Here is a 23826-nt window from a genome sequence, read left to right on the forward strand (position 1 = left end):
ATGATGTTCAGGGCCTGCCTGCTTCAGAGCGCGTTCACCGGCACCTTCAGAAAGGTTTTGCCGCTTTCGTCGGCAGGCGGCATCTTGCCGCCGCGCATGTTCACCTGCAGCGAGGGGATGATCAGCCTCGGCATGTCCAGCTGGGCGTCGCGTTCCGTTCGGAACTTGACGAAGTCTTCCTTCGTCTTGCCACCCCCGACGTGGATATTGTGGGCCTTCTCGGCGCCGACCGTGGTCTCCCAGGCAATGTCGCGGCCGTTGGGGCCATAGTCGTGGCACATGAACAGGCGCATCTCGTCCGGCAGGGCAAGCACCTTCTGAATGGAATCGTAAAGGGTCGCCGCATCGCCGCCCGGGAAGTCGGCACGGGCGGAACCGCCATCGGGCATGAACAGGGTGTCGCCGACAAAGGCCGCATTGCCGATCACATGCACCATGCAGGCGGGCGTGTGTCCGGGGGTATACATGGCAAAGGCCGTCATTCCACCGATCTGATAGGTGTCTCCGTCCTTGAACAGCCGGTCGAACTGGCTGCCGTCGCGCTGGAACTCGGTGCCTTCGTTGAAAACCTTGCCGAACGTGTCCTGAACGACGGTGATCTTGTCACCGATGCCCAGCTTGCCACCGAGTTTCTGCTGGATATAGGGCGCGGCGGACAGGTGGTCGGCGTGAACATGGGTTTCGATCAGCCATTCCACCTCGAGGTCACTGTCCCGGACATGGGCGATGATGGCGTCGGCATGGTCATAAGTGATGCGGCCAGCCGCGTAATCGATGTCCATGACACTGTCGACAACAGCGCAGGAATTGGACGCCGGATCCTTGACGATATAACTGATCGTGTTGGTCGCCGGGTCGAAGAATGCTTTGACATCCGGCTTGACGGTCATATCGACCGGGTAATTCGAACTGCTCATTCTTTTCTCCCTGATTACAAATTGGGCGGAATTCTTGACCATCTTGCGTTCAAGTGACCGCAGACAGGATTCTCCGTCATTTTATGGGTCAGCACCCTAATCTCAAGCTTGAACGGCTGCCTTGCGATAACTCAACTGGATCATCCATCTGGCCGCCAGAATACCGGCCAGAATGGCCGCACCGGTCATGAGCGGGGCCGTTCCCAGGCCGAGGACCGGGACAAGACCGCCCGGGCAGAAGCCGGTCAATGCCCAGCCGATTCCGAAAACCGCGGAACCGCCGATCAGCCTGACATCCAGGTCCTGCCGCGTCGGCAGGCTGAAGTAGCCCGCGAGCAGCGGCTTGCCCATCCGGAAGACCAGACGGTAGCCGATTGCGGTCACCAGGAGAGCACCCCCCATGACGAAGGCAAGGCTCGGGTCCCATGTGCCGGCGATGTCGAAGAAGTTCAGGACCTTGGCCGGGTTGCCCATGCCGGAGATCAGGATGCCGCAACCGAACACAAGGCCGAAGACAAATGCGAGAAGAGCTTTCATGCGATCAGCCTCCAAATACGTGACGGGTCAGGAAAACGGTCGCGATGGCGGCCGTCATGAAGGTGACGGTGGCAACGATCGAGCGTGCCGACAGTCGCGATATGCCGCATACCCCGTGGCCGCTGGTGCAGCCGGAGGCGTATGTGGTGCCGATCCCCGTCAGAAACCCGCCGATCAGGAGAAGGGGAGTGGCCGAGGGGACGGAGATTTCCGGCATCTGGCCGGTCACTCCGAGCAGGACTAGAGGGCTGACGATCATGCCGGCGAGAAAGGCGGCGCGCCAGGCCCAGTCCTGATTGAACTGCGTGGTCAGAAAGCCGTTCAGGATGCCGTTGATACCGGCGATCCTTCCGTGCACGGCCATCAATGCGACCGTGGCAAGCCCGATCACCATTCCGCCTGCGAAGCTCAGTAGTGGTGTGAATTCAGTCATGATGGCCTCTTATTAAGATATATTCGAATATATGAATATAATGGATGGGTTTCAAGGGGAATCTTTTCAGATCGCGGGCGGAGAGTTGATGTCGTGCCGGAATGGATTTCGCCGGAAAGGGACTCCCGGGCGGACGCGCCGCTTCTATCGGGTGCGGGCGGGTGCCACGCCGGTCGTTTTGCCGGGGGACTCAGGAGGTTCAGACCCGGAACTCAGCACAACAAGGGTGCCGTCGAAGCGTTTGCGGGTCACAGCTGATGTCATCAGAAGGGCTGGATTATCCGCCGGGACGGGTACATCGACGTTTGTTCTGGGGCCGGAAAATTCGCCCATCGGCCGCAGGATATCCTCGTGAACCACACTGCCGAGATAAAGCGCCTGCAACTTGCCGTGATTCAGGATTTCATAGCGGCTGGGCCAGAGGCGCAGCACCCAGCGGCCGCCCTGGCGATCATTCGGGTCTTCGCGGATCAGCATCAGGGCTGGTTGGCGGCCGTTCTGGGTGCGCGGCAGGATGGGCAGCGAGTCCGGGGAGGTCTTGCCTTCCACGAACCCGGTGGCCGAAGACAGCGACCATTTCGGTGGCTGCTGCCAGCCGGCCTTGCCGGCAAGTTCCGCGAACCGGTTGAGTTCTCCGGCATACTGGATGACAAGCGGTTCTTCAGTGTCGCCGTTGAGTTCGATCCGCCGCGCGGGCAGCAGCCTCCAGCCCCCTTCCTTCCATCCGGACGCCGTCAGTACCTCCTTGCTTGCGCGCGGCTCGTAGGTCTGCAAGGCGTGCTGGTAGGTCCCTGACAGGTGCCAGCCCCCGAAGACGCCCAAGGTCAGGATGGCAATGACGGCAACGGTCGCCCGTCCGATTTTCTCGTTGTGGATAGGGCCGAACACAAAGGCAAAGGCGGAGACCATCGCCGTTCCGAAGAACAGTCCCGCCAGCACATCGGACATCCAGTGGGCACCGAGATAGATCCGGGAAAACCCGATGGCGATCACGAAGGTGGCGGTGACGGTAAAGACGCCCGCCTTGGCCCAGCGGCTGAGGTCATGAGCGATCAGCACTGCGCAGATCCCGAAAAGGACGGCGTTCAGCGTCGCATGGCCGCTCGGGAAACTGTAGGCATCCGCGCCCGCGTAAAGTTCGATCGGCCGCGACCGGTGCAGAACCAGCTTGAACAACGGCACGAACAGCGCCGTTCCGGCCATGGCGATGACGAAGCCTGTCCCCCGTCTCCAGGCCTTGCGCAGGAACAGATAGGCGGCAACGGCCAATGTTACGGCCGTCACGACGATCCCGTCACCCAGGGTGGTCAGGAAGACCATGATCCTGTCGCCCATCGGTGTGCGCAGACTGTCGAACAGGTTGAGGATGGCAAGATCGGCCCGCACCATCGGTTCGCCCGGGGCGATCTCGCCGACGATCCAGAAAAAGGCCGGTATGGAGATCAGCAGCAGCAGCGCGGAGGCAAGCATGCCGGCGGAGCGGGGGTGGGCCGGGTCGAAATTGCGTGCGATCCACTGCGAAATCCGGCCCGGACGTTTGACGAACCAGGAAACGATGGCTGCATGCGCGTTCGGAAACAGCGGCAGGATGATCACGATCAGCCACCGTCCCAGCATTACGGTGAGGAAGACCACGAGCAGCAGGGCGCCCAGCACCAGCGCCAGGCGTCCACTGATCTGGCCGATGGCGCCCAGCGCCGATCCGGCGAGGATGCCCGGTCCCAGATGGGCAATGGTCCAGGCGACGGCGGATGTGATGTTGACGACCGAGAAGCGGGAGAAATTCATGCCCGCCATCCCGGCAATACCGGGAACAACGGATTTGACCCCCGGTACGAAGCGACCGAAGAAAACACTCTTGCCACCGTGTCTGGCGAAGAATTTCTCACCGCTCTCGATAATGTGGGCATACTTGCTGAGCGGCCACATGCTCTTGATCTTGTCCTTGAACGCGTAGCCGATCCAATAGGAGATCGCATCGCCCGCCGTCGCGCCCAGAGCGGTCCAGATGAAGATCGGCGCAAGGTCGAGTTTTCCAAGACCGACAAGCGTTCCCGCACCCACCAGCACCACCGTGGACGGCACGAACAGTCCGATGAGGAACAGCGCTTCGCCCATGGCCGCCAGGAAACAGATCAGGCCTGCCAGCGACGGATTGTCTGCAATGAAGGTCAGGACAAGGTCAAAATATTCGGTCACGGATGTCAGTCGGTTGATGAAAAAAGGCGTTTCCAGGGTCAATTGCGGGACGGTTCGTGCGTCCGATTTGTTTGATTACCGCTTCATATAGGCGTGCATCCTTCCATCCAATAGCGAAAAAACGGTTTCTCCGGGCCCGAAGCTGTTTAACAATGAAAGAGACGACACGTCTCATGGAGGTTTTTATGTTTGAATCGGCCCGGTTGCCGCAGAAAATGGACAAGAAGACCTTCAAGAAGCTCGAGCCGGAACTCAGGGAGTCCCTGCTGGCGGCACAATTGCCGATGATCGAGAAGCAGCCGTTTTCAACGCTGATTCTGGTGGACGGGCTCGACGGCGCCGGCAAGGGCGAAGCCGTTGCCCGTCTTTACGGCTGGATGGATGCCCGCCACCTCGTCTGTAACGCTTATGGCGAACCGATGGACGAGGCGCGCCGGCGGCCGCCGCTGTGGCGCTACTGGCGGGACCTGCCGGCCAAAGGCGACACGGCGATTGTCTTCGGCAGCTGGTACCAGTCCGTCCTCAGGGACTGGATCTACAAGAAGATCGATGAAGACGCCTTCGAAAAGGCGCTTGTCCGCATCCGCCGGTTCGAGGAAATGCTGGCGAATGAAGATGTGTTGATCCTGAAATTCTGGTTCGTGTTGCCTAAGGAGGTTCAGGAAGAACGGCTGAAACGCATCGAGAAAAAACACGCCGCCCGTCACGTGCTTGCGGACTGGGCGGCCCTGAAACACCACAAGAAGGCCAGTCAGGCAGGCGAAAAGATCATCTTGGAAACCAGCAAGGGATTTGCGCCCTGGTTCGTCATCCCCTCGCAGGACCCGGAATACCGCGACGCCGCGCTCGCCCAGACAGTGGCAGCAGCCATGAAACTGAAACTGGAAGATGGAGAAACGCATTCCGTCTCGGCGCCGCCCGTTGTCGGTGGCCTGAAACGCGAAACCGCGGTCGATATGATCGATCTCACCGAGAAGCTGGGCAAAGCCGAATACGAAGAGCAGCGTGACAGGTACCAGAAGGTGCTGTCGGAACTTTCCGACCGAAAATCCATGACGAAAACTGGCGTGGTGCTGGTCTTCCAGGGTAACGATGCAGCCGGAAAGGGTGGCGCTATCCGGCGGGTCATCCGGCCGCTCGATCCGCGCATCTACAAGGTCCATCCGATTTCGGCGCCGACCGACGAGGAGAAGGCGCGGCCCTATCTGTGGAGATTCTGGCGCCGGGTCCCCGGCAAGGGGCATTTCGCGATCTTCGACCGGTCCTGGTACGAGCGCGTGCTGGTCGAACGGGTGGAAGGCTATGCCGGCCACGATGACTGGCTGCGCGCCTATAACGAGATCAACGAGTTCGAACAGGAACTGACGGACTTCGGCTATATCGTCTGCAAGTTCTGGCTGGCGATTTCCGAGGAAGAACAGCTGCGCCGGTTCAAGGCGCGTGAAGACACCGCCTACAAGCAGCACAAGATCACCGACGACGACTGGCGTAATCGCCTCAAGTGGGATCAATACGCGATCGCTGCAGGCGACATGATCGACCGGACGTCGACCGATTACGCGCCCTGGACGCTGGTCTCCGCCGAAAACAAGCGCCATGCCCGCGTCAAGGTTCTGAAGACGGTGTGCGATCGACTTGAGGAGAAGCTCTGAAGGCGTCGGCAAGGCCGATGGTCATGCCGGGATGCTGTGAAAATCGCTGTAGAGCGTGCGTGCGGTTTTCACCAGGTCGCGCGACATATGCTTGCAGATGGAGCTCGCGTTGATGAGCGTGGCACCTTCCGCGGGAGTCAGCTTCCGGCTTCGGATCAGCTCATCCGTCTCACGGAAGATTTTCCTGTCGAGGGATTGCGCGTCCCGTCGCAGCGCCTTGAATGCTTCGCGGGTCCGTAACTCCGGGTCCTGGCTGAACAGTTCGAAGAGCGAGCGCAGCAGTTTTGCGATCACCAGACGGATCGAATCCATCTCCTGATGGAATTCCGGGCTTCTGTCTCCTGCCTCCCGCGTGGCGATCATGTTGAGAACGGCGCTGTTCTTGACGATGTCCAGCATGCGCCGATCGGCGAGACGGATGGCCTGGATCTGGTGATCCTGAACTTCGGTCAGGTTATGATTAGCCAGAATCTCCGACGAATAGCGCAGCATCTCCTCAAAAAGCGGCTCAATCCGGCTCAGGAAATGCGCTTGCGTGTCATAGGGATGGATGGGGCCTGCCTGTCTGAGCCAGGGCTCGAAAGGTTCATCTGACTGTATCTGCCGGCGCGAAAGGGACAGACTGTGCGCGACGCTCTCAAAGAGCGCGTTGTTGAAGAGCCGCCGGGATTCCTTCAGGAAGGCATCCACGGCCGTTTCGGGATATTTGATCGCGGAAGCGGTAAGATATTTCGGAACCGCGAATTCCAGACCCGGATCGGGTTTATCGGGAATGATGCGCGTCACCAGATCTGCAAGCCTGCTGACGAAACCGATTTGCAGCGAAACGTTCAGTATATTGAAGATGCTGTGAAACAGGGCGAGGCCGAGCGGAATGGCCGCGGGATTATCAAGGGGAGATCCGCCGCCGCCCCACATGACGGCTTCGTTCACGAGGCCGATCAGCGGACGAAGGAGCAGCAGCGCCCAGATCACCCCGAAGACATTGACAAAGAAATGCGCCAGGGCCGCCCGCCTGGCGTTTGCATTGGCGACCAGCGCGGCAAGGTTCGCTGTGATCGTGGTGCCGATATTTTCCCCCAGGATGATCGCGGCGGCTGCCTCGAACGGCAGCCAGCCCTGGCTCGCCGCAACAATGGTGATCGCCATCGTCGCGCTTGAGGACTGAAGGCCAACGGTCAGGATCGTACCGATCAGGAGAAAAAGCAGTGTCGAGAAGAAGCCGTAGCCCGAGACGGTTCCGATGAATGCGTAGACGGCCGGATTGTTCTGCAGATCCGGCACCGCGTCCTTCATGAATTCAAGACCGATGAACAGCAGCCCGAAACCGATGATGATGCCGCCCCATTTGCGGGCCTGGCCTGCCGGCGCCGAAAACAGCGCAAAGCCGAGCGCCATCAGCGGGATGGCGATGGCGGTCATCGACAGGCCGAAGCCCAGAAGGGCGATCAGCCATGCGGTGAATGTGGTGCCGATATTGGCACCCATGATCACCGGGATCGCACCTGTCAGTGGCAACAGGCCCGCATTGACGAAGCTGACGACCATCACGGTCGTCGCCGACGAGGACTGGATGACGCAGGTGATAAAGACGCCGATGGAGAGCGCCTTGAAGCGGTTGGAGGTCAGGTCTCCAAGCGTGGTTCTCAGGCCGCGTCCCGCGAGCTCCGACAAAGCGTCGCTCATGACCTTCATTCCATAAAGGAACAGCCCGAGCGCGCCGGCCAAATTCAGGAGTACAGTCATGTCTTACCCGCTTTCATGGGCTGTGGAGCAGCCTGCCGCGACAGAGGACCGATGCGGCAGTCAAATGGCTTCCGCTAGATAATCCATGGCGGCCTGAACACCGCCCCGGCCATGCGGGATCGCGAGTTTCGTCAGGCCGAGTTCGATGGCGGCAAGCGTGCCGAGCAGCATGACCGCGTTCACATGGCCCATATGAGCGATCCGGATGCCCTTGCCGGACAATTCGCCGATGGTGCCGCCTATAGTGACGCCGCAGACGTCCTTCGTGAAGCTGCGTAGCGCTGCCACGTCACCCTGGTCGATGCGCACTACGGTCACGCTGTTGGAGCGGGCATGCGGTTCGCTGATGCTGAAGTGAATGGCGCCGTCCCTGGACCACTCGGCCACGGCTCGGCGGGTGGCCTCGGCCAGCAGCGCATGCCGGTGCCAGACCTTCTCCAGCCCCTCCTCGAACAGCAGCTCCAGCGCCTTGCGGAAGGCGAACAACAGGTGTTCCGGAGGCGTGCCGCAGTATTTCTGGTAATGCTCGGGCCCCTGCCGGAAGGTCCAGTCGGTGTAGTTGGTTCTCAGGTTCGCGGTTTCGTGGGCCTTGTCGGCTTTCGGCCCTGCCGCCACGAAGGCAAGACCGGGAGGACACATCAGACCTTTTTGCGAGCCGGTCAGGGCGACATCGACTCCCCAGGCGTCCATTTCAAACGGCATGCAGCCGAGCGATGCGATCGTGTCGACCATGTAGAGCGCCGGGTGACCGGCGGCATCGATGGCTCTTCGAAGCGCGGCGATATCGTTCCAGACACCGGATGCGGTATCGACCTGCACCACCAGTATTGCGGCAATCTCGTGGGAGGTGTCCTGTTTCAACCGTTCTTCCAGGCGGGCGGCATCGACACTCTTGTCCCATTGTCCGGCCAGGACCTCGACGTCCAGGCCGGCAATGCCGCCGGCGTCGCCCCAGCCAAGCGCGAAGCGGCCCGATTCCAGAACCAGGATCTTGTCACCCCGTTTCAACGTGTTGCACAGAGCTGCGTCCCAGGCACCATGACCGTTGGCCGCATAGATGTAGGTTTTGCCTTCCGTTCGAAACAGCTTCCTGAGGCTATCCATGCAGAACTGGGTGTTTTCGAGAAGCGGCCCTTCGTAAATGTCGACAGCGGGCTTGTGCATCGCCCTCAGGACTTCATCGGGAACATTGGTCGGCCCCGGAATCATCAAAAACTCTTTGCCATTGCGAAGGGACATGGCGGGCTCCTTGTTCAAAGTGCAGATCCAGGGTTGGAAGGATGGTTCGGCACTGTCTGCCGCAAGAGGTGTTCAACCGGAAAATTGCCTGCCGGGACAGTTCCGTCAAGCAGGGAAGACCGATTGTCCGGTTCGGGGCGTTGGTCAGCTGCCCTGGGCCACAGTGCAAGAAAAGTTAACGCAACGAGAGAAAAATCAGTGGTTGCAATTACGATTGCGTTCTAGGGTTAATCTCTGTAAGGAATTGATTCACATGATATAAATTCCATTTATTGATTGCGATATGCATTGATACACCCGTTTTAAGATGCGAAAATGTCTTGTTTCCGTTAAGTAATTTCTTCAAGTTAGAGGTCAATCGCTTTTGTCGGTTAGGCGTTCCATATGATCCTGGTTGAAGAAGGACAAAGCCCGCTCATTCTGTGCCTGCCTCACAGCGGCACGGAAATCCCGAATGCTGTGCTGAACAGGCTGAACGCAACGGGGCGGCTCCAGACCGATTTGTCCTGGCGGATCGAGCGGGTTTTCGGGTTTCACAAGGAACTGGATGCGACACTGCTGCGCTCCTCGATTTCCCGTTATGTCATTGACGTTGACAAGGACCCGCAGACACCGCTCAGCGCGGCCCAGGATCCGGCAACTGCCCTGTGTCCGATCACGACCCTTGACGGAAAGAGGATCTACCAGCCGGGCGAGGAGCCGGGCCCGACGGAGATCGAGCAGCGCTCCCTGTTGTTCTGCATGCCGTTTCTCCGGGCGTTGCGCAAACAGATCGACCGGTTGCTGCGCAAACACGACAGGATCGTTATCGTCAACTGCCAGTCCATGCGCTCCAACATCAAGGGTGTGACGGACACGGGATTGCCCTTGATCAGCATCGGCAGTTCCAACGGTACGTCCTGTGATCCGCAACTCCGCAATCAGCTTGTCGGCGCTTTCAGGGATCATGAGGACTATTCCGTCGGCGTGGACGGATATGCCGGTGGTGGCTTCATAGAACGCTCTTACGGGCGACCGAACCGGGGAATTCATGTCGTGACCCTGCTTCTCGCGCAGCGGGCCTACCTGCGTCATGAAACCCCGCCCTTCGAGCCGGACAAGACCAGGACGCCCCGTTTGAGCGCAGTCCTGGCAAAAACGATGTCGGGCGTGGTCGATTGGGCGGAGAGCCCGGGAACCGCTGGTACGAAACCTATGCCTCGGGAGCCGGAGATAGCCTCGGATACGCTGCCGGATACAGGCCATCCGGAAACCAGGAGCGCCGCTCCTCGAAAGGCCTGCGCCAGCGGCGTCTCCGCCGACCGCAGCGCTGAGAAGATCATTCCGGCCGATCCCCTGGAGTTGCCGAAAGTTGCAGGTTCCCGGCTCGTGGATGTGAAGGAAGGCCCGGTTGCACCGCTTCTTGTGGCGGAGTAACGCGCTAAAAGCTCCGGATGGTCACGACCGTTCGGTGATCTCAGACAACATTTCTTTCAAGGATCGGCCTTTGCGCCGCGAGGCGCTCGATCGACAGGGGCGACAGATCCAGGGTCTGATAGGCGCCTGTCGCGATCAGCTCCGCCAGGCCCCGGCCGACGGCCGGTGACTGCTGCAATCCGTGGCCGGAAAAACCCAGCGCCAGATAGAAGCCTTTCAGGCCGGGGACTGCGCCGATGAAAGCGTTGTGGTCGAAAAGGTTCATGTCGTAGCTGCCGGCCCAGGAAGGCCCCGGGCGGATGGCCTCGAAAGCCGGCACACGCGCGGCAAGGGCCGGCCAGATATGCTCTTCGAAGAGGCTATGGTCGACCTCGAAATCGGAACAATCCGGATCCCGGTCCTCAGGCGGAGCCGATCCGCAGATATAGCCCGCTCCTTCCGGGCGCACATAGGTGCCTGTCGGATCGATCAGCAGCGGAAAATGGTCGAGTTTCTCCCGGCAGTCGAAGGTGAAGACGCAGCGCTTGCGCGGCACGACCGGAACCTCCAGCCCTGCCTGCCTGCAGATCTCCGTGCCCCCGGCCGCCCCCGCGCAATTCACGACGACCGGTGCCGTCAATGTGTCTCCGTTCGACAACTTTATCCGCCAGTCCCCGCCGCCGGCAGCGTCCACCGAGGCTTGCGCAGCGATATACTCTACACCGAGGGCGCGGGCTTTTTTCCGGAAGGCCTGCATCAGGCCGTAGCCGTCGAACCAGCCCTCTCCGGTCAGTCCGTGACAACCGGCGGCGAGGTCCGAGACGTCCAGCCAGGGGAATTTTCGCTTGAGCCCGGCGGAATCGAAAAATCCGATATCCGCGCCAAGCTTTTGCTGCAGCCGGTGGTTCTCTTCAAGGATGTCCACCTTGTCCGGCGTTGCCAGAAACAGGTAGCCGCCCTCGTGCAGGTCGATCGCGGGGCGCTCCGCGTTCACTTCGAGCCTCGCGCCGATCTCCCTCAGGAACCGGATACCGTACAGCGAGATTTCAATGTTGATGGCCGTGGAGAACTGCTGGCGGATGGACGCCGCCGATCGGGCAGAAGCGCAGGTCTCATACGCAGGATCGGCTTCAACGACAAGGATGCGGCCGGTAAAATCCTTTCGCCCGGCAAGGTGACAGGCAACGGAGGAGCCCATGACGGCTCCGCCAATGACAACGACATCCGCAGTCCGCTCTGCCATGCAGCCTCCGTGGCCAGCCCGCGTTCAGGAGAACGCCGATAAAGGAGGGCGGACGGACATCAGGTCCGCCCGCCGGGTGTTCCGGATCCGAAGCCGGATCAGAAGAAAGCCTGCAGGCCGGTCTGGGCGCGTCCGAGGATCAGCGCATGGACGTCATGCGTGCCTTCGTAGGTGTTGACGGTTTCCAGATTCTGGGAGTGGCGCATGACATGATATTCTTCCTGGATGCCGTTGCCGCCGTGCATGTCACGAGCCTGCCGGGCAATATCCAGCGCCTTGCCGCAATTGTTGCGCTTGATCAGCGAAATCATTTCCGGCGAAGCCTCGCCTGCGTCGAAGAGCTGGCCGACACGGAGTGCCGCCTGCAGTCCGAGCGTGATCTCGGTCTGCATGTCGGCAAGCTTCTTCTGGAAAAGCTGTGTCTGCGCCAGCGGGCGTCCGAACTGTTCGCGGTCGAGACCGTACTGGCGGGCGCGCATCCAGCAGTCCTCCGCCGCGCCCATGGAGCCCCATGAAATGCCATAACGGGCGCGGTTGAGACAGCCGAACGGCCCCTTGAGACCGGAAACATTCGGCAGCAGCGCATCCTCGCCCACCTCGACGCGGTCCATGACGATTTCGCCGGTGATCGAGGCACGCAGGGAAAGCTTGCCGCCGATCTTCGGGGCGCTGAGGCCCTTCATGCCTTTTTCCAGCACGAAGCCGCGAATGGCGCCGTCATGGGCTTCCGATTTCGCCCAGACCACGAATACATCGGCGATCGGCGAGTTGGAGATCCACATTTTCGAACCGGTCAGCCTGTAGCCGCCGTCGATCTTTTCCGCACGGGTGCGCATTCCGGCCGGGTCGGAGCCCGCATCCGGTTCGGTCAGGCCGAAACAGCCGACGAATTCTCCGGAGGCCAGTTTCGGCAGGTATTTCTGCCGCTGCTCCTCGGAGCCGTAGGCATAGATCGGATACATCACCAGCGAGGATTGAACGCTCATCATCGAGCGGTAGCCGCTGTCGACGCGCTCGATTTCCCGGGCAACGACGCCGTAGGCGACATAGGAAGCGCCCGCACAACCGTACTCCTCCGGAAGCGTGACGCCCAGCAGGCCGAGCGCCCCCATTTCGTTGAAGATTTCCCGGTCGGTCTTCTCCTCGCGGTAGGCCTCGATAATGCGCGGCTGCAGCTTTTCCTGCGCATACGCCCGGGCAGTGTCCTGAATGAGCTGCTCGTCTTCCTTGAGCTGATCACGCAGGTGAAACGGGTCCTGCCAGTCGAATGTGCCGCCGCCGGAGGGCGAGGATTTAACGTGTGCCGAAGCGTTCATGAGTCTCTCCCGGGCCGGTTGCCTCAGCCCATCTCTGTCGGCCTGTCATCAGCCGGGGTCATTCTTTATTCTCCAGTCTTGCCGTAATTTCATTTGCGGAAAAGCGAAAGCTGCTCCATCATTCATGACAAAATGGAATGAAGTGGAGGAGAGTTCGTGCGACGTGCCTTTGTCCCGCCAGCGGACACCCTGATCGCTTTCGAATGCGCCGCCCGGCATTTGAGCTTCACCCGGGCAGCAGAGGAACTTCATCTGACGCAAGGGGCGGTGTCCAAGCAGGTGCGCCATCTGGAGGACCGTCTCGGCGTCGAGCTGTTCCGACGTGTGCGTCAGCGCATTGTGCTGACCGATGCAGGCCGTATCTATCTGCACGACATCCGTGGCGCGCTGGAACAGATGACCTCCGCGACGCGGCAGGTGATGTCCTATGCCGGCAGCGCCGATGTTCTGAATCTGGCCGTGCTGCCGACTTTCGGGACCCGCTGGCTGGCGCCGCGTCTGGCGGATTTTGCCCGCCGTCATCCGGACGCCGGATTGAACCTGAGTGTTCGTCTGCAGCCCTTCGATTTCGAGGAGGAGCCGTTCGACGGGGCCATTCATCACGGCGATCCGGTCTGGGCCGGAGCCATTGCGGAACGATTGTTCGACGAGGAAGTTATTCCTGTAGCCTCGCGCGCTTTCAGGGACAGACACGAGATCCGCACGCCGGCTGATCTGGCGCGTGTTCCGCGCCTGCAGCTGGCAACCCGGCCTCTTGCCTGGCGCCACTGGTTCGATCTGGCGGGCGTCGAAACGGACACGGCGTTCCAGGGCGCGCGGTTCGAGCAGTTCGTGATGATCTCGGAGGCTGCGATCCATCACGCGGGCGCGGCGTTGATCCCGCGGTTCTTCGTTGAAACCGAACTGGCCTCGGGACGCCTCGTGCGCCTGTTTGACCTGTCGCTGGACCAGCAGACAGCCTATTATTTCGTTTATCCGGAGGGGCGGACCATCCGGCCCGTGGTGGCGGCCTTTCGGAAGTGGCTTATGGAAGAGGCCAGAATGGCCCGGGCAGATCGCGAAGCCATGCTGCCGGGGTGATCGATCTGGAAGTGAAAGAACGTCCGCTGTTCATCCGAGCGCGGGACTTTCCAAGGGAGAAGCAATTGGACAAGCAGCATCTGCGCCTGATCCTCAACGGCAAGTCGGCGGGCCGGGACGATGTGCGTGAGGCCGTGAACGAGGTGCGGTCCATGGGACACGAAGTGTCCGTTCGCACCACCTATGAGCCCGGCGACATTCCCCGTCTCGTCAGGGAGGCCCTGAGCGATCACGCAAGCGAACGGATCGACACGCTTGTGAGCGGCGGCGGCGACGGCACCTTGAACGAGGTGGTCGATGCGACGCTTCATGAACTGGCCGAGGATGAAAAGCCGCCATTCGCCTTCGCGGTGCTTCCGCTCGGCACCGCCAATGATTTTGCCGGCCAGATAGATCTGGATGCCGACGACATTCTGTCCTGCCTGCGCTTTGCCGCGCGTGCCGAAGCCAAGCCCACGGACATCGGCAAGGTCAACGGCTGCGTGTTCGTGAACATGGCCACCGGAGGTTTCGGGACCCGCGTGACGTCAGAAACCGATCCGAACCTCAAGAAGGTTCTGGGCGGGGCCGCCTATCTGTTCACAGGCCTGCAGCGCTTTTCCGAACTGGCGGCCTGTGAAGCCCGGATCGAGGCCGAGGATTTCACCTGGGAAGGTGCATTCCTGGCCCTTGCCGTCGGCAACGGGCAGCGCGCCGGAGGCGGTATCCGGCTGTGTCCCCACGCCAAACTCGACGACGGCTTCCTCGACCTGACCATCCTGCCTTTCCCCACCTCAGGCCGGGCGATCGACCTGTTGACCATGCTGCTGGACAGCGGCGCGGAAGGTCTGAACAACGCCCTTATTCAAAAGAAGGTGCGCAACGTCACCATCCAGACCGAGGACAGCGTGCAGTTCAATCTGGACGGCGAGCCGATGAACGGCCAGTCCTGGGAAATCGGCATCAGGCACCACCAGATCAACCTGCGGCGCTGACGCGGATCCCTCTGTCTGTTTCACCCGCCCGCCTATTTTGCCCGTTTCAGCCAGCCGTCGGGTGCCGCCGATATCAGCAGCTTGTTGTTGATGCTCTGGTCGATTGAAAATTCCGGATGCGATTTCAGAAACTCGTGAACAGCTGTCTTGGCATTGTTGCCTGGCGCCCACGGCCGGTCCGGAAAAGTGCCTTCCGGCAGATCCTCAATCACCGTATCGAAGACGAGACAATAGCTGTCTTTCGTAGCCAATCCGGCATAGGCATTCAACTCGGCCAGCACATGGTCATGGGTGTGATTGCTGTCGAGGCACACCAGGACGCGCTTGTAGTTTCCGGCATATTCGGCCACCCGCTGGATCATCGCGTCTTCAATGGAGGATCCTTCGAACATGTCGATCTTGGACGACATGGGATGGGCCTCGATCACCTCCCTGTTATGCGACCTGATGTCGATATCGATTCCGAGTACGCGCCTTTTGACGGCTTTGGGATCGACGACACCGCCGGTTTCAACCGCCTCGCAATAATCCAGCATCGCCAGCAGCGAGGCGCTCATGATCAGCGAACCGCCATGTGCGATCCCTGTCTCGATGATCAGATCCGGTTTGGTCGCCCAGACGATTTCCTGGAAGACGACCATGTCCGTCGGGAGCTGTATGATTGGCCGACCGCCCCAAGCGAAATTGTACATGTATTTTTCGTCGAAGGCGGTCTTCATCCAGTCGCGGGAAAGGGTCTTCCACTCTTCCTGTCCGGCATAGCCGGAAATCCGGGTTTCCCGCTCGCTCTCGAATTCTGTGACCGGATTGTTGTTGTTGTTCATTGTTCAACTCCTGAATAGGTCGGGCCGTTGCCCGCCATGCGTAGCAGCGAAGGCAGGTCCTCGATGAGTTTTCTTGGCGAGAAATCAAACTCGCTCTGAAGTCTGGCGATGTTGATCGCGGGAAAGGCTCTGCATGCGCCACCGGGCCGGAAGGAGCACGAATAGCCTTCCTGCTTGAGTGTGCGGGCAATGTCGCCGTGACGGGTCTGCGTGCAGCTGGCGATATTGTAGATCCGCTGCCGGCCCGATTGCGCGATCCTCTCGGCCATCGCCACGACGTCTTCGACGGAAACATAGTCCTTTGAAGATCCGGCGGATTCCAGAATCTCCGCACGTCCCGCCGTTAGCAGATCCCGCAAAAGGGATCCGAGGAAAGTGCTCTGGCTCTGGTCCGGTCCGTAAACATTCGACAGACGGACAACGCGAACCCCCGGCGTAGCAAGGCAAAGTGCCTCGCCCAGCATTTTCGAAAGGTCATAGGTCGTGTCGGCCGACGGCGTCACGCCGATCGGGGCGTCTTCCGCGGTCTCTTCGCATCCGCTGGCCTGGCCGTAGATCCGGGTGCTCGAAAAATACAGGAACGACTCAAACGACGTCGTTTCCAGCAGCCTTGCCAGAAGACCCGCATGGGCCTCCACCGTTGCGAGAGGGTATTTCCTGAAATTGCCGGTCATACCGATGCAGTAAAAGACATGGCCCAGATCGCCTGCGAGCGTTGCCAGCTCCGCCCGTCCCGGCATTGTCACGTCATAGCTCTTCCCCCGAAGATGCCGGACGATATTTCGGCCGATGAATCCGCTCGCGCCTAAAACAGTAGCCTTCATGTCCTCGTTCCGATTGTGCGCATCGGATTGCCAGTGACGATCGTATAGGCCGCAACGGTGCCCCTGACGACGGTTCCCGCCCCAATCACACATCCGCTGTTGACGACGGCGCCGTCGAGAAACACGCAGTTCGCACCGATCCATACATCGTCGCCGATCGTAATGCCGCCCCGGCTCGGCTGAAAGCCCTGCTCGACAATCAGTCGGCTCCGGTCCGCAAAGGCATGATTGACCGGGGCGAACGTGCAGTTGGCCGCGATGGCGACATTGTCGCCGATCCTGAGGCCATGGCCGGAATAAATCACACAGCCGGAATTGAGGGTGACATTCTCGCCGATCTCGACGTCACCGGAGCCTCCGGCTGGTTTGATCTTCACGAAACTGTCAACTGTGGAACGGGCGCCGATCCGTATGACCGAGCCGCGCACGCTGTCTTCGATATCGGCCAGTTTCGATATTCGGGCTGTCGGGTCGATCTCTAGGGTCATGGGACGGTGTTGCCAGTTTCTTTCAGGAGGTCTGTGTCTGTCGCAGCAGCATGCCGGAAGTCCGCGCCCTGTCAAAGGCGCTTGCCGCAAACCGGTGCGTCAGGGGCTGCCTTCAAGCACCCGGACTTCGGGAATAAAGGTGACGAACCTGGTGCCGGAGGCGGCAAGATCCGCGTTCTGCTTTTTGATTTCCTCCGCGATGTTCCACGGCAGTATGATCAGATAGTCCGGCCGCCGGTCTTTCAGCGCCTCCGGCGGCAGGACCGGAATGTGACTGCCCGGCAGGAACTTTCCCTGTTTTGCCGGTGCCCCGTCGCAGACGAATGGCAGCAGATCAGGTCTGACGCCCGCAAAGTTCAAAAGCGTGTTGCCTTTTGCGGCCGCTCCGTAACCGGCCACGGTCCTGCCGTCCCGTTTGGCGTCCAGCAGAAAACCCAGGAACTGGTTTTTCACCCGTTCCGCGCGCTGCTGGAAAGAGGCGTAGAATTCCGGTGTTTCCATGCCCCGCCGCCGTTCTTCCGACAGCACGTTCGCAACCGCGCTGCTTTCCGCATGCGGGGCGTCCTCGAGGCAGCCATAGACCCTCAGGCTGCCGCCATGTGTCGGCAACTCTTCGACATCGAAGACCCTGAGGCCCGCGGCGGCAAAGATGCGGGAAACGGTTCCAAGGGCAAGATAGGAAAAATGCTCGTGATAGACCGTGTCGAACTGGCAGAATTCCACCAGACGCATGAGATGCGGAAATTCCAGTGTCACAACGCCGGAAGGTTTCAACAACTGGGCGAGGCCGCGGGTGAAATCGTTGATATCCGGAACATGGGCATAGACATTGTTGCCGATGACTAGGTCGGCCTGCTTTCCGCTGGCTGCGAGCTCTTTGGCAAGAGCCGCACCGAAGAATTCACGCATCACCGGAACGCCGAGAGCTTCCGCCGCCGTGGCAGTGGAAGCGGTCGGCTCGATGCCGAGACAGGGGATGCCGTCCGCGACGAAATTCTTCAGGAGGTAGCCGTCGTTCGAAGCGGTCTCAACCACTAAGCTGTTGTCGTCAAGGCCCAGCCGCGCGGTGATCTTGCGGCAATAGTCGGCCGCATGCGCCAGCCAGCTTTTCGAGGTTGACGAGAAATAGGCATAGTCCTTGTCGAACAGGCTGCCGGCGTCGGTATAGTCCTGTGTCTGCACCAGAAAACATCCGTCGCAGACCATCAGGCGCAGCGGATAGGTCAGTTCCGGTGCCGAGAGATCCTCTTCCGCAAGATAGGCGTTCGACGGCGGTGCATAGCCGAGGTCGAGGAATTGCCGGGTCAGGTCGCGTCCGCAATGACGGCAGGTCTGGTTCATGAAATCGGGTCCACATTCTTCAGGGGCGGCAGGGTTCGGTCACGTTCGGAAAGCGTGCCGATTTCCAGAGGCCAGGCGATGGCGACGTCCGGATCTGCGTGATGCAATCCGCCTTCATTTTCGGGGCTGTAGCTGTCCGAGTGGAAATACAGCAGCTCCGCATTCGGTGTCAGTGTCTGGAAGCCATGCGCGCACCCGGCAGGAATGTAGATCATCTCTCCACCTTCCGAACTGAGCGTCACCGAAGTCCATTGCCCGAAGGTTTCGGAGCCCTTGCGAAGATCGACGATGACATCGAAGACAGCGCCTTGCATGCATTTCACCAGTTTTGCATCCGCTTTCGGCGGCCGCTGGAAATGCATGCCGCGCAGGGTGCCCTTCTCAGCGCTGTAAGACACGTTGCACTGTTCCCAGGTCCCGGCCAGTCCATGCCGCTGGAACTCTTCACGGCAGAACATCCGGGCAAAAAAGCCCCGGCTGTCGCCCCTGCGCTCCAGGCCAACCTGATAGGCGCCGGCAAGGGAAAGAGGCGTGAACTTCATCTGTCGGCCTCGAAAGTGGCGATCTGGTCGCGGGTAACCTGAAGTGGGTCGGCGCCTTCCGCAACCTGGCGGTACCAGGTGACCGTTTTTTCGATCGCGTTCGCGAACCGCCAGGCAGGCGCCCAGCCGAGGTCGCAGCGTGCCTTGTCGATCGACAGCGAAAGACGGCCGGCTTCGTGGACGGCATGCGCGTCGGACGCGTCGGTCCATTTGCCGGGCCAGTGTTGCAGGATGGTATCGGCCAGGTCCCGAACGGAAAACACATCGGCCGGCTCGGGGCCGAAATTATATCCGCACTGGAACCGCGCATCTGCCGCCAAATGCACGCGTTCGGCCAGAGTGAGATAACCCTCGAGCGGATCGAGCACATGCTGCCAGGGACGGATCGAGGCGGGATTGCGGATTTCTGCCGGATTTCCGGCTTGCAGGGAGCGGATGATATCGGGAACCAGACGATCCTCCGCCCAATCCCCACCACCGATGACATTGCCCGCCCGGGCCGTTGCTATCTTCAAACCGCCGCCGCCGAAGGACCGGCGCCAGCTGGCGGACACGAGTTCGGTGGCTGCCTTGGAGGCCGAATACGGATCGTATCCGCCGAGCGGATCGTTCTCGCGGTAGGCATACGCCCATTCGTGGTTTTCATAGACCTTGTCGGTGGTCACGACGATGACCGTCACCGGTCGATCCAGCCTGTGCAGCGCGTCCAGAAGATGAACGGTGCCCATCACATTGGTCGCCCAGTTTCCGACCGGATCCTTGTAGGAACGGCGGACCAGGGACTGGGCCGCAAGATGAAGAACGATTTCCGGCCGGGTCGCGGCAACTTCCTTCTGCAGCGCATCCGCATCGCGGATGTCGAGAAGGGCGTTTCTCATCCGGGTGTCCAGTTTCAGGCCGGCATATAGGCTGCTGTCTCCCTCGGCGGGAAGCGCGATGCCGGAAACCTCGGCACCCCGTCCGATCAGCAGTTCGCTCAACCAGGCTCCCTTGAAACCCGTATGCCCGGTCAGGAGAACCTTTCTGTCTTGCCAGAAGCTCATCGCCATCTACCAGATCTTCCAGGGCGCTGTTCCGGACTGCCATAGATTTTCAAGCTGGTTCTTGTCGCGCAGCGTGTCCATGGCGGCCCAATAGCCTTCATGCCGGAAAACGCCCAGTTGACCGTCCTTCGCAAGACCTTCCAGAGGGCCCGCTTCCCAGGGAATATCGTCGCCGACGATACGCGAGAGGACGGAAGGCTCGCAAACGAAATAGCCACCATTGATCCACTGGCCGTCGCCAAGGGGCTTTTCAAGGAAGTTGACCACACGGCCATCCGATATTTCCAGAGATCCGTAGCGTCCCGGCGGCTGAATGGCGGTCACGGTCGCTTCAAGGCCGCTGGTCTTGTGTTGCGCGACCAGCCGGTCGACCCGGATGTCGGCGACGCCGTCCCCGTAGGTGAGGCAGAACGTGTCATCGATATAATCCGCCACCCGCTTGATGCGCCCGCCCGTCATCGTGCTTTCGCCGGTATCGACCAGCGTGACCTTCCAGGGTTCCGCCTGACGGCGATGCACTTCCATGCGGTTCTCGTCCATGTGGAAGGTGACGTCCGACATATGCAGGAAATAGTTGGCGAAATACTCCTTGATCACATAGCCTTTGTAGCCGCAGCAGATGACGAATTCGGTGATCCCGTTGGCCGCGTAGATCTTCATGATGTGCCAGAGAATGGGCCGTCCGCCGATCTCGATCATGGGTTTGGGTTTGAGATGCGATTCCTCGCTGATGCGGGTTCCCAATCCACCGGCCAGAATAACTGCTTTCATTTTTATACACCGTCAAAGGACTGAAACAAGCACGCCGGCCCGGTTATTGTTTGCGACGTATCTATCAAGGTAGGTACCGGCTGCAAACAGGTTTGGCTCACTTTCTGAGTCTCATGGCTTTCAGAAAATGATCTTCCAGATCGTAGCGGGTCTTTATCCTCGAGTCGCGCCAGAGCCTCCGGAACAGTTTTATCCGGGTGCGCAGCGAAACGTCCGGCAGCTTGTGGACGACCTTGTAGCAGCCAATCGTGTAGTTCAGCCGCTGCTGCAGTTTGCCAAGGAAGGTTTTCGCGCCGTATTTTTCGAACGATCCCGAGCCCTCGACAAAGATGAACTCGGCATCCTCGGCCCAGACAGCCAGATCGCGCATCACGAATTCCGCAACCACATAGGATGCGACGCACCAGGCATGCGGATATTCGCTCCAGCGCCGGATGAGTATATCCGCGCCGCCCTCGGCACGGCAGAGCCCGTAGCACCATTCCGAAGGATAGGCGAGGCTGCGCGGCACAACGCCTCCAGCGAGTGACTCGGTATATCCGAAAATGATCGGGTCGGGCCGCAAAACGCGTTCGACGTCGCCATTGACCCTTCTGACGGTCGGAGCGGCGAGCAGCTTGTCCGGATTGTCATCCAGCGCTTTCACCAGCTCGGACAGGAAGTTCGCGCTCGACAGGTCATCGCAGGCGCGCAGGCAGAAATAATCCGCGTGCTCCTTGCCGTATTTCATGCAGAAAATGAAATTCTTCACCGCGGAAAGATGCTCGTCCTGCGTCAGCACCTCGAAGCGGGGATCCTTTTCGCAATAGGCCCGCGCAATCTCCGCGGTTCCGTCCGTCGACTTGTTATCGACGATGATTGCCCGGAAGTCCGTGAAGTCCTGATTGGCGATGCAATCGAGGCTTTCCCGCATGGTTTTTTCGCCGTTGTAGATGGGAAACAGGACTAGGACTTTGGGTTTGCTCAACGGTTCCATCCGTAATTCGTCGTCTGGCGATACAGCCGCAGCGATCCCGATTCAGGAAAAGCGTGCTGTTAATTAGACTCGCTGACTTGTGCGGTCAACGAAACGCGAAATAGCGCGGCCGAGCTGACCCGGCTTCCCGTTTGAAAATTGGACAGGCTCTGCGCTTTCCGATAAGGCACCACCGGGTCGGTCGCCGCGATGAGATACTCGAGTTAAAGTGTTCCGGATTTGCAGTCGCGTTCCGGGAGGCGGGGCCAGATGGTAGCACGGAAAGCATGGACGAATATCAGCTCAGGAATTTTCTCAAGTTCGCACCCGCGCGGCTAGGGCTGACGCCCAGGAAACACCTCTTCATCCATATTCCCAAAAATGGCGGGATGGCCATTCGCGAAGCTCCCCAGCTCCAGGGAAAACTGGTGCTCGCCAACCGCAGGCGCCTCAAAAGCAAGGCCTATGCGGATGGGCTCAAAAGCCACATGGAGCAAAAAGGCACTAACCCCGGATATGAACACGCCAGGTTGAGGGATGTTGACCTTTCGGTCCGCAAGGCCACAAAACCTTTCGCGATCGTGCGTAATCCATGGTCTCGCACGGTCTCAAGGTTCAAGTTTGCGCTGCAGACGCGGAAATATTCCGGTTTGGCGCCGGACTTTTCGAAAGAGGAATTCGAAAAATTTCTGGAAGAGCGTCACCAATGGGGCGCTGAGCCGTATTTCTGGCACCGTGCGGTCGGAGGTTGGTATCCGCAGGAGGACTATGTGCTGGACGAGCACAATGAAGTTGCCGTTGATGTCCTGCGCCAGGAGCGGCTCGGCGTAGAACTGAAAGACTATTTGAACTTCGAAAGTGAGCTGGAAAGACGCAATATCAGCAAGGCCTCCCGCGCGGACTACCGGGACATCTATAGCCCCCGGACGATTCGCATCGTCGCCGACTGGTACGCAGCGGATATCGAGCGCTTCGGTTTCGATTTCGACACACCGGCGTCGAAGAACACGTATTTTTCGGACAATTGAAACCAGGTGAAGGCAGAACGTTGGTGAACCAGATGAGCGAGCGGTTGAGGGATGCGTTCGGCACGCCGATCGCTGACAGTTTGAAGCTGCCCGCGGATGGAGTGATCGCGGTGATCCTCGCTTATAACGAGGCGCTCCGGTTTCCGTATTTCCTGGAGCACTACCGGGCGTTGGGCGTTCGTCATTTCATCGTCATTGACAACAATTCAACGGACGGAACGGACGCCTTGCTGGCGAACCAGTCCGACGTCAGCGTCATCCCGACGAAAAAGCCCTACAAGGACCACAAGTCCGAATGGCGGCAATTGCTTTGCGACCGGTACCTTGAGGATCGCTGGGTTCTCTTTCCCGATGTGGACGAGCTTTTCGTCTATCCGGGATGGCCGGATCTTCCGGTCGGAAGTCTCGCGGCCTATCTGGACGAAGGCGGGTTCAGGGCGCTCTTCTGTCCGATGGTGGACATGTATCCGCAAGGCCCGCTGAAGGAGCTTTCCTACCGGGCGGGCGAGAGTTTCCTTAAAACATGCCCTTGGTTCGATGCCGAGGGTTACCGCTACAATCCGCTGAAGGGCAGTCACGCCAAGCGCTACAGGACGCCTGAAAGGCACGTCTTCGGCGGCACGCGCGAGCGGTTGTTCCACCAGGCCGCCAAACGGCCGAAGACCCTTCTCGATAAGCTGCTGCTGTCGACACTCTTCTCGCTTCGCGCCACCGCGCCTCAAGGTGGGGTTGGCAGGAAGCTCGATCATCTGCTGTTCAAGCCGGTCAAGAACGCTCTCCCAAGCCCGGCGGCCGTGCAGAGCAAGATCCCTCTGCTCAAATGGGAGAAAGGTTACAGGTTTTCCGGTGGTGTCCACGGCATCGACAGGCAGATCGCGGTTGCCCCCGATTGGGGCGCCCTGTTGCACTTCAAATATCTCGACGACTTCGAAAGCAAAGTTTCCGAAGCCCTTGAGCGCAAGCAGCACACCGACAATGCGGGGCATTATGTCGATTACAATGCCCAGATGAGCAGATTGCTCAATGAAGGGCTGCATTATTCCGGCAGTGCCTTGTTTTCCGGTACTCAATCGCTTATCGACTGTGGCCTGATGCGGGAGAGCAGTGGCTTCCGGCGCTGGATGGCGGAAAATTCGAGCGGTGCCGATCAGGACAGCTCAAAGCCGTAGCAAGTGTGACTGTTCAGGTTTCATCTCAACCTCTGCATTGAAATTCAATCAGATAACGGTCGTAGCGCCGCGACGGGCCCGATGCCCGGATGCTCCGAGTCGGTTTCTGA

22 protein-coding genes are annotated in these 23826 nt (G+C 59.9%); 6 read left to right on the forward strand and 16 right to left on the reverse strand.

Features of this window, described 5'->3' with window-relative positions; genetic code table 11:
* Window positions 1-23: 23 nt before the first annotated feature.
* From Q1B40_RS01115 to Q1B40_RS01130, 4 genes are all read right to left on the reverse strand, one after another.
* A complete protein-coding gene (locus Q1B40_RS01115; protein WP_299808760.1) occupies window positions 24-917 on the reverse strand; it encodes an MBL fold metallo-hydrolase in 894 nt (297 codons plus the stop codon).
* Window positions 918-1019: 102 nt separating this feature from the next.
* Complete coding sequence (locus tag Q1B40_RS01120; protein WP_299808763.1) at window positions 1020-1454, reverse strand: DUF6691 family protein; 435 nt, start codon at window positions 1452-1454, stop codon at window positions 1020-1022.
* Between the two features lie 4 nt (window positions 1455-1458).
* On the reverse strand, window positions 1459-1887 hold the full coding sequence (locus Q1B40_RS01125) for a YeeE/YedE family protein (RefSeq protein ID WP_299808765.1): 429 nt from the start codon (window positions 1885-1887) through the stop codon (window positions 1459-1461).
* A 144-nt stretch (window positions 1888-2031) separates the two neighbouring features.
* A complete protein-coding gene (locus tag Q1B40_RS01130) occupies window positions 2032-4086 on the reverse strand; it encodes a bifunctional DedA family/phosphatase PAP2 family protein (protein ID WP_299808767.1) in 2055 nt (684 codons plus the stop codon).
* Between the two features lie 185 nt (window positions 4087-4271).
* Between Q1B40_RS01130 and pap the strand changes: the two genes are divergently transcribed.
* Window positions 4272-5738, forward strand: a complete 1467-nt coding sequence (gene pap, locus Q1B40_RS01135) for a polyphosphate:AMP phosphotransferase (protein WP_299808769.1) — start codon at window positions 4272-4274, stop codon at window positions 5736-5738.
* Window positions 5739-5759: 21 nt separating this feature from the next.
* Here the strand turns inward: pap and Q1B40_RS01140 are convergent, their stop codons facing one another.
* Both Q1B40_RS01140 and Q1B40_RS01145 read right to left on the reverse strand, forming a co-directional pair.
* Window positions 5760-7484, reverse strand: a complete 1725-nt coding sequence (locus Q1B40_RS01140) for a Na/Pi symporter (protein ID WP_299808771.1) — start codon at window positions 7482-7484, stop codon at window positions 5760-5762.
* Window positions 7485-7544: 60 nt separating this feature from the next.
* Window positions 7545-8723 carry an aminotransferase class V-fold PLP-dependent enzyme gene (locus Q1B40_RS01145; protein WP_299808773.1) on the reverse strand — a complete coding sequence of 393 codons (1179 nt, stop codon included), beginning with the start codon at window positions 8721-8723 and terminating at the stop codon, window positions 7545-7547.
* 384 nt (window positions 8724-9107) lie between these two features.
* Here Q1B40_RS01145 and Q1B40_RS01150 point away from each other — a divergent pair, with 384 nt between their 5' ends.
* Window positions 9108-10139 (forward strand): N-formylglutamate amidohydrolase, encoded by a 1032-nt coding sequence (locus tag Q1B40_RS01150; protein ID WP_299808775.1) that lies wholly within the window; start codon window positions 9108-9110, stop codon window positions 10137-10139.
* Between the two features lie 40 nt (window positions 10140-10179).
* Here the strand turns inward: Q1B40_RS01150 and Q1B40_RS01155 are convergent, their stop codons facing one another.
* Together Q1B40_RS01155 and Q1B40_RS01160 are read right to left on the reverse strand one after the other, a co-directional pair.
* Window positions 10180-11361, reverse strand: coding sequence for an FAD-binding oxidoreductase (locus Q1B40_RS01155; RefSeq protein ID WP_299808776.1), 1182 nt, complete (start codon window positions 11359-11361; stop codon window positions 10180-10182).
* Between the two features lie 98 nt (window positions 11362-11459).
* Window positions 11460-12677, reverse strand: coding sequence for an acyl-CoA dehydrogenase (locus Q1B40_RS01160; RefSeq protein ID WP_299808778.1), 1218 nt, complete (start codon window positions 12675-12677; stop codon window positions 11460-11462).
* A gap of 156 nt (window positions 12678-12833) precedes the next feature.
* Between Q1B40_RS01160 and gcvA the strand changes: the two genes are divergently transcribed.
* Together gcvA and yegS are read left to right on the forward strand one after the other, a co-directional pair.
* Window positions 12834-13757, forward strand: a complete 924-nt coding sequence (gcvA, locus tag Q1B40_RS01165; protein WP_299808781.1) for a transcriptional regulator GcvA — start codon at window positions 12834-12836, stop codon at window positions 13755-13757.
* A gap of 65 nt (window positions 13758-13822) precedes the next feature.
* On the forward strand, window positions 13823-14731 hold the full coding sequence (yegS, locus tag Q1B40_RS01170; protein WP_299808784.1) for a lipid kinase YegS: 909 nt from the start codon (window positions 13823-13825) through the stop codon (window positions 14729-14731).
* 32 nt (window positions 14732-14763) lie between these two features.
* Here the strand turns inward: yegS and Q1B40_RS01175 are convergent, their stop codons facing one another.
* The 8 genes from Q1B40_RS01175 to Q1B40_RS01210 all read right to left on the reverse strand — a co-directional run bounded on the left by Q1B40_RS01175 (window position 14764) and on the right by Q1B40_RS01210 (window position 21531).
* Window positions 14764-15555: a cephalosporin hydroxylase family protein gene (locus Q1B40_RS01175; protein ID WP_299808787.1), complete on the reverse strand. Its 792-nt coding sequence runs from the start codon at window positions 15553-15555 to the stop codon at window positions 14764-14766.
* A complete protein-coding gene (locus tag Q1B40_RS01180; protein WP_299808790.1) occupies window positions 15552-16379 on the reverse strand; it encodes an NAD(P)-dependent oxidoreductase in 828 nt (275 codons plus the stop codon). Before Q1B40_RS01180 ends, Q1B40_RS01175 begins: the two co-directional genes overlap by 4 nt.
* Window positions 16376-16867: a DapH/DapD/GlmU-related protein gene (locus tag Q1B40_RS01185; RefSeq protein ID WP_299808793.1), complete on the reverse strand. Its 492-nt coding sequence runs from the start codon at window positions 16865-16867 to the stop codon at window positions 16376-16378. Before Q1B40_RS01185 ends, Q1B40_RS01180 begins: the two co-directional genes overlap by 4 nt.
* Before the next feature lie 99 nt (window positions 16868-16966).
* Window positions 16967-18208, reverse strand: a complete 1242-nt coding sequence (locus Q1B40_RS01190) for a class I SAM-dependent methyltransferase (protein WP_299808796.1) — start codon at window positions 18206-18208, stop codon at window positions 16967-16969.
* Window positions 18205-18750 carry a dTDP-4-dehydrorhamnose 3,5-epimerase gene (gene rfbC, locus Q1B40_RS01195; RefSeq protein ID WP_299808798.1) on the reverse strand — a complete coding sequence of 182 codons (546 nt, stop codon included), beginning with the start codon at window positions 18748-18750 and terminating at the stop codon, window positions 18205-18207. The genes Q1B40_RS01190 and rfbC overlap by 4 nt, the downstream gene beginning before the upstream one ends.
* Complete coding sequence (gene rfbG, locus Q1B40_RS01200) at window positions 18747-19793, reverse strand: CDP-glucose 4,6-dehydratase (RefSeq protein WP_299808800.1); 1047 nt, start codon at window positions 19791-19793, stop codon at window positions 18747-18749. Before rfbG ends, rfbC begins: the two co-directional genes overlap by 4 nt.
* 6 nt (window positions 19794-19799) lie before the next feature.
* The gene (gene rfbF / locus Q1B40_RS01205; RefSeq protein WP_299808802.1) at window positions 19800-20564 is read right to left on the reverse strand and encodes a glucose-1-phosphate cytidylyltransferase; all 765 of its coding nucleotides are present in this window, start codon (window positions 20562-20564) and stop codon (window positions 19800-19802) included.
* 97 nt (window positions 20565-20661) lie between these two features.
* Window positions 20662-21531: a glycosyltransferase family 2 protein gene (locus Q1B40_RS01210; protein WP_299808804.1), complete on the reverse strand. Its 870-nt coding sequence runs from the start codon at window positions 21529-21531 to the stop codon at window positions 20662-20664.
* 140 nt (window positions 21532-21671) lie between these two features.
* On the opposite strand from Q1B40_RS01210, the gene Q1B40_RS01215 reads away from it, so the two are divergent.
* Both Q1B40_RS01215 and Q1B40_RS01220 read left to right on the forward strand, forming a co-directional pair.
* Window positions 21672-22547, forward strand: a complete 876-nt coding sequence (locus Q1B40_RS01215) for a sulfotransferase family 2 domain-containing protein (protein WP_299808806.1) — start codon at window positions 21672-21674, stop codon at window positions 22545-22547.
* A gap of 32 nt (window positions 22548-22579) precedes the next feature.
* Complete coding sequence (locus Q1B40_RS01220; protein ID WP_299808808.1) at window positions 22580-23716, forward strand: glycosyltransferase family 2 protein; 1137 nt, start codon at window positions 22580-22582, stop codon at window positions 23714-23716.
* Window positions 23717-23826: the final 110 nt, after the last annotated feature.

It is taken from the genome of uncultured Roseibium sp., from assembly GCF_947496995.1.
Classification (GTDB): Bacteria; Pseudomonadota; Alphaproteobacteria; order Rhizobiales; family Stappiaceae; genus Roseibium.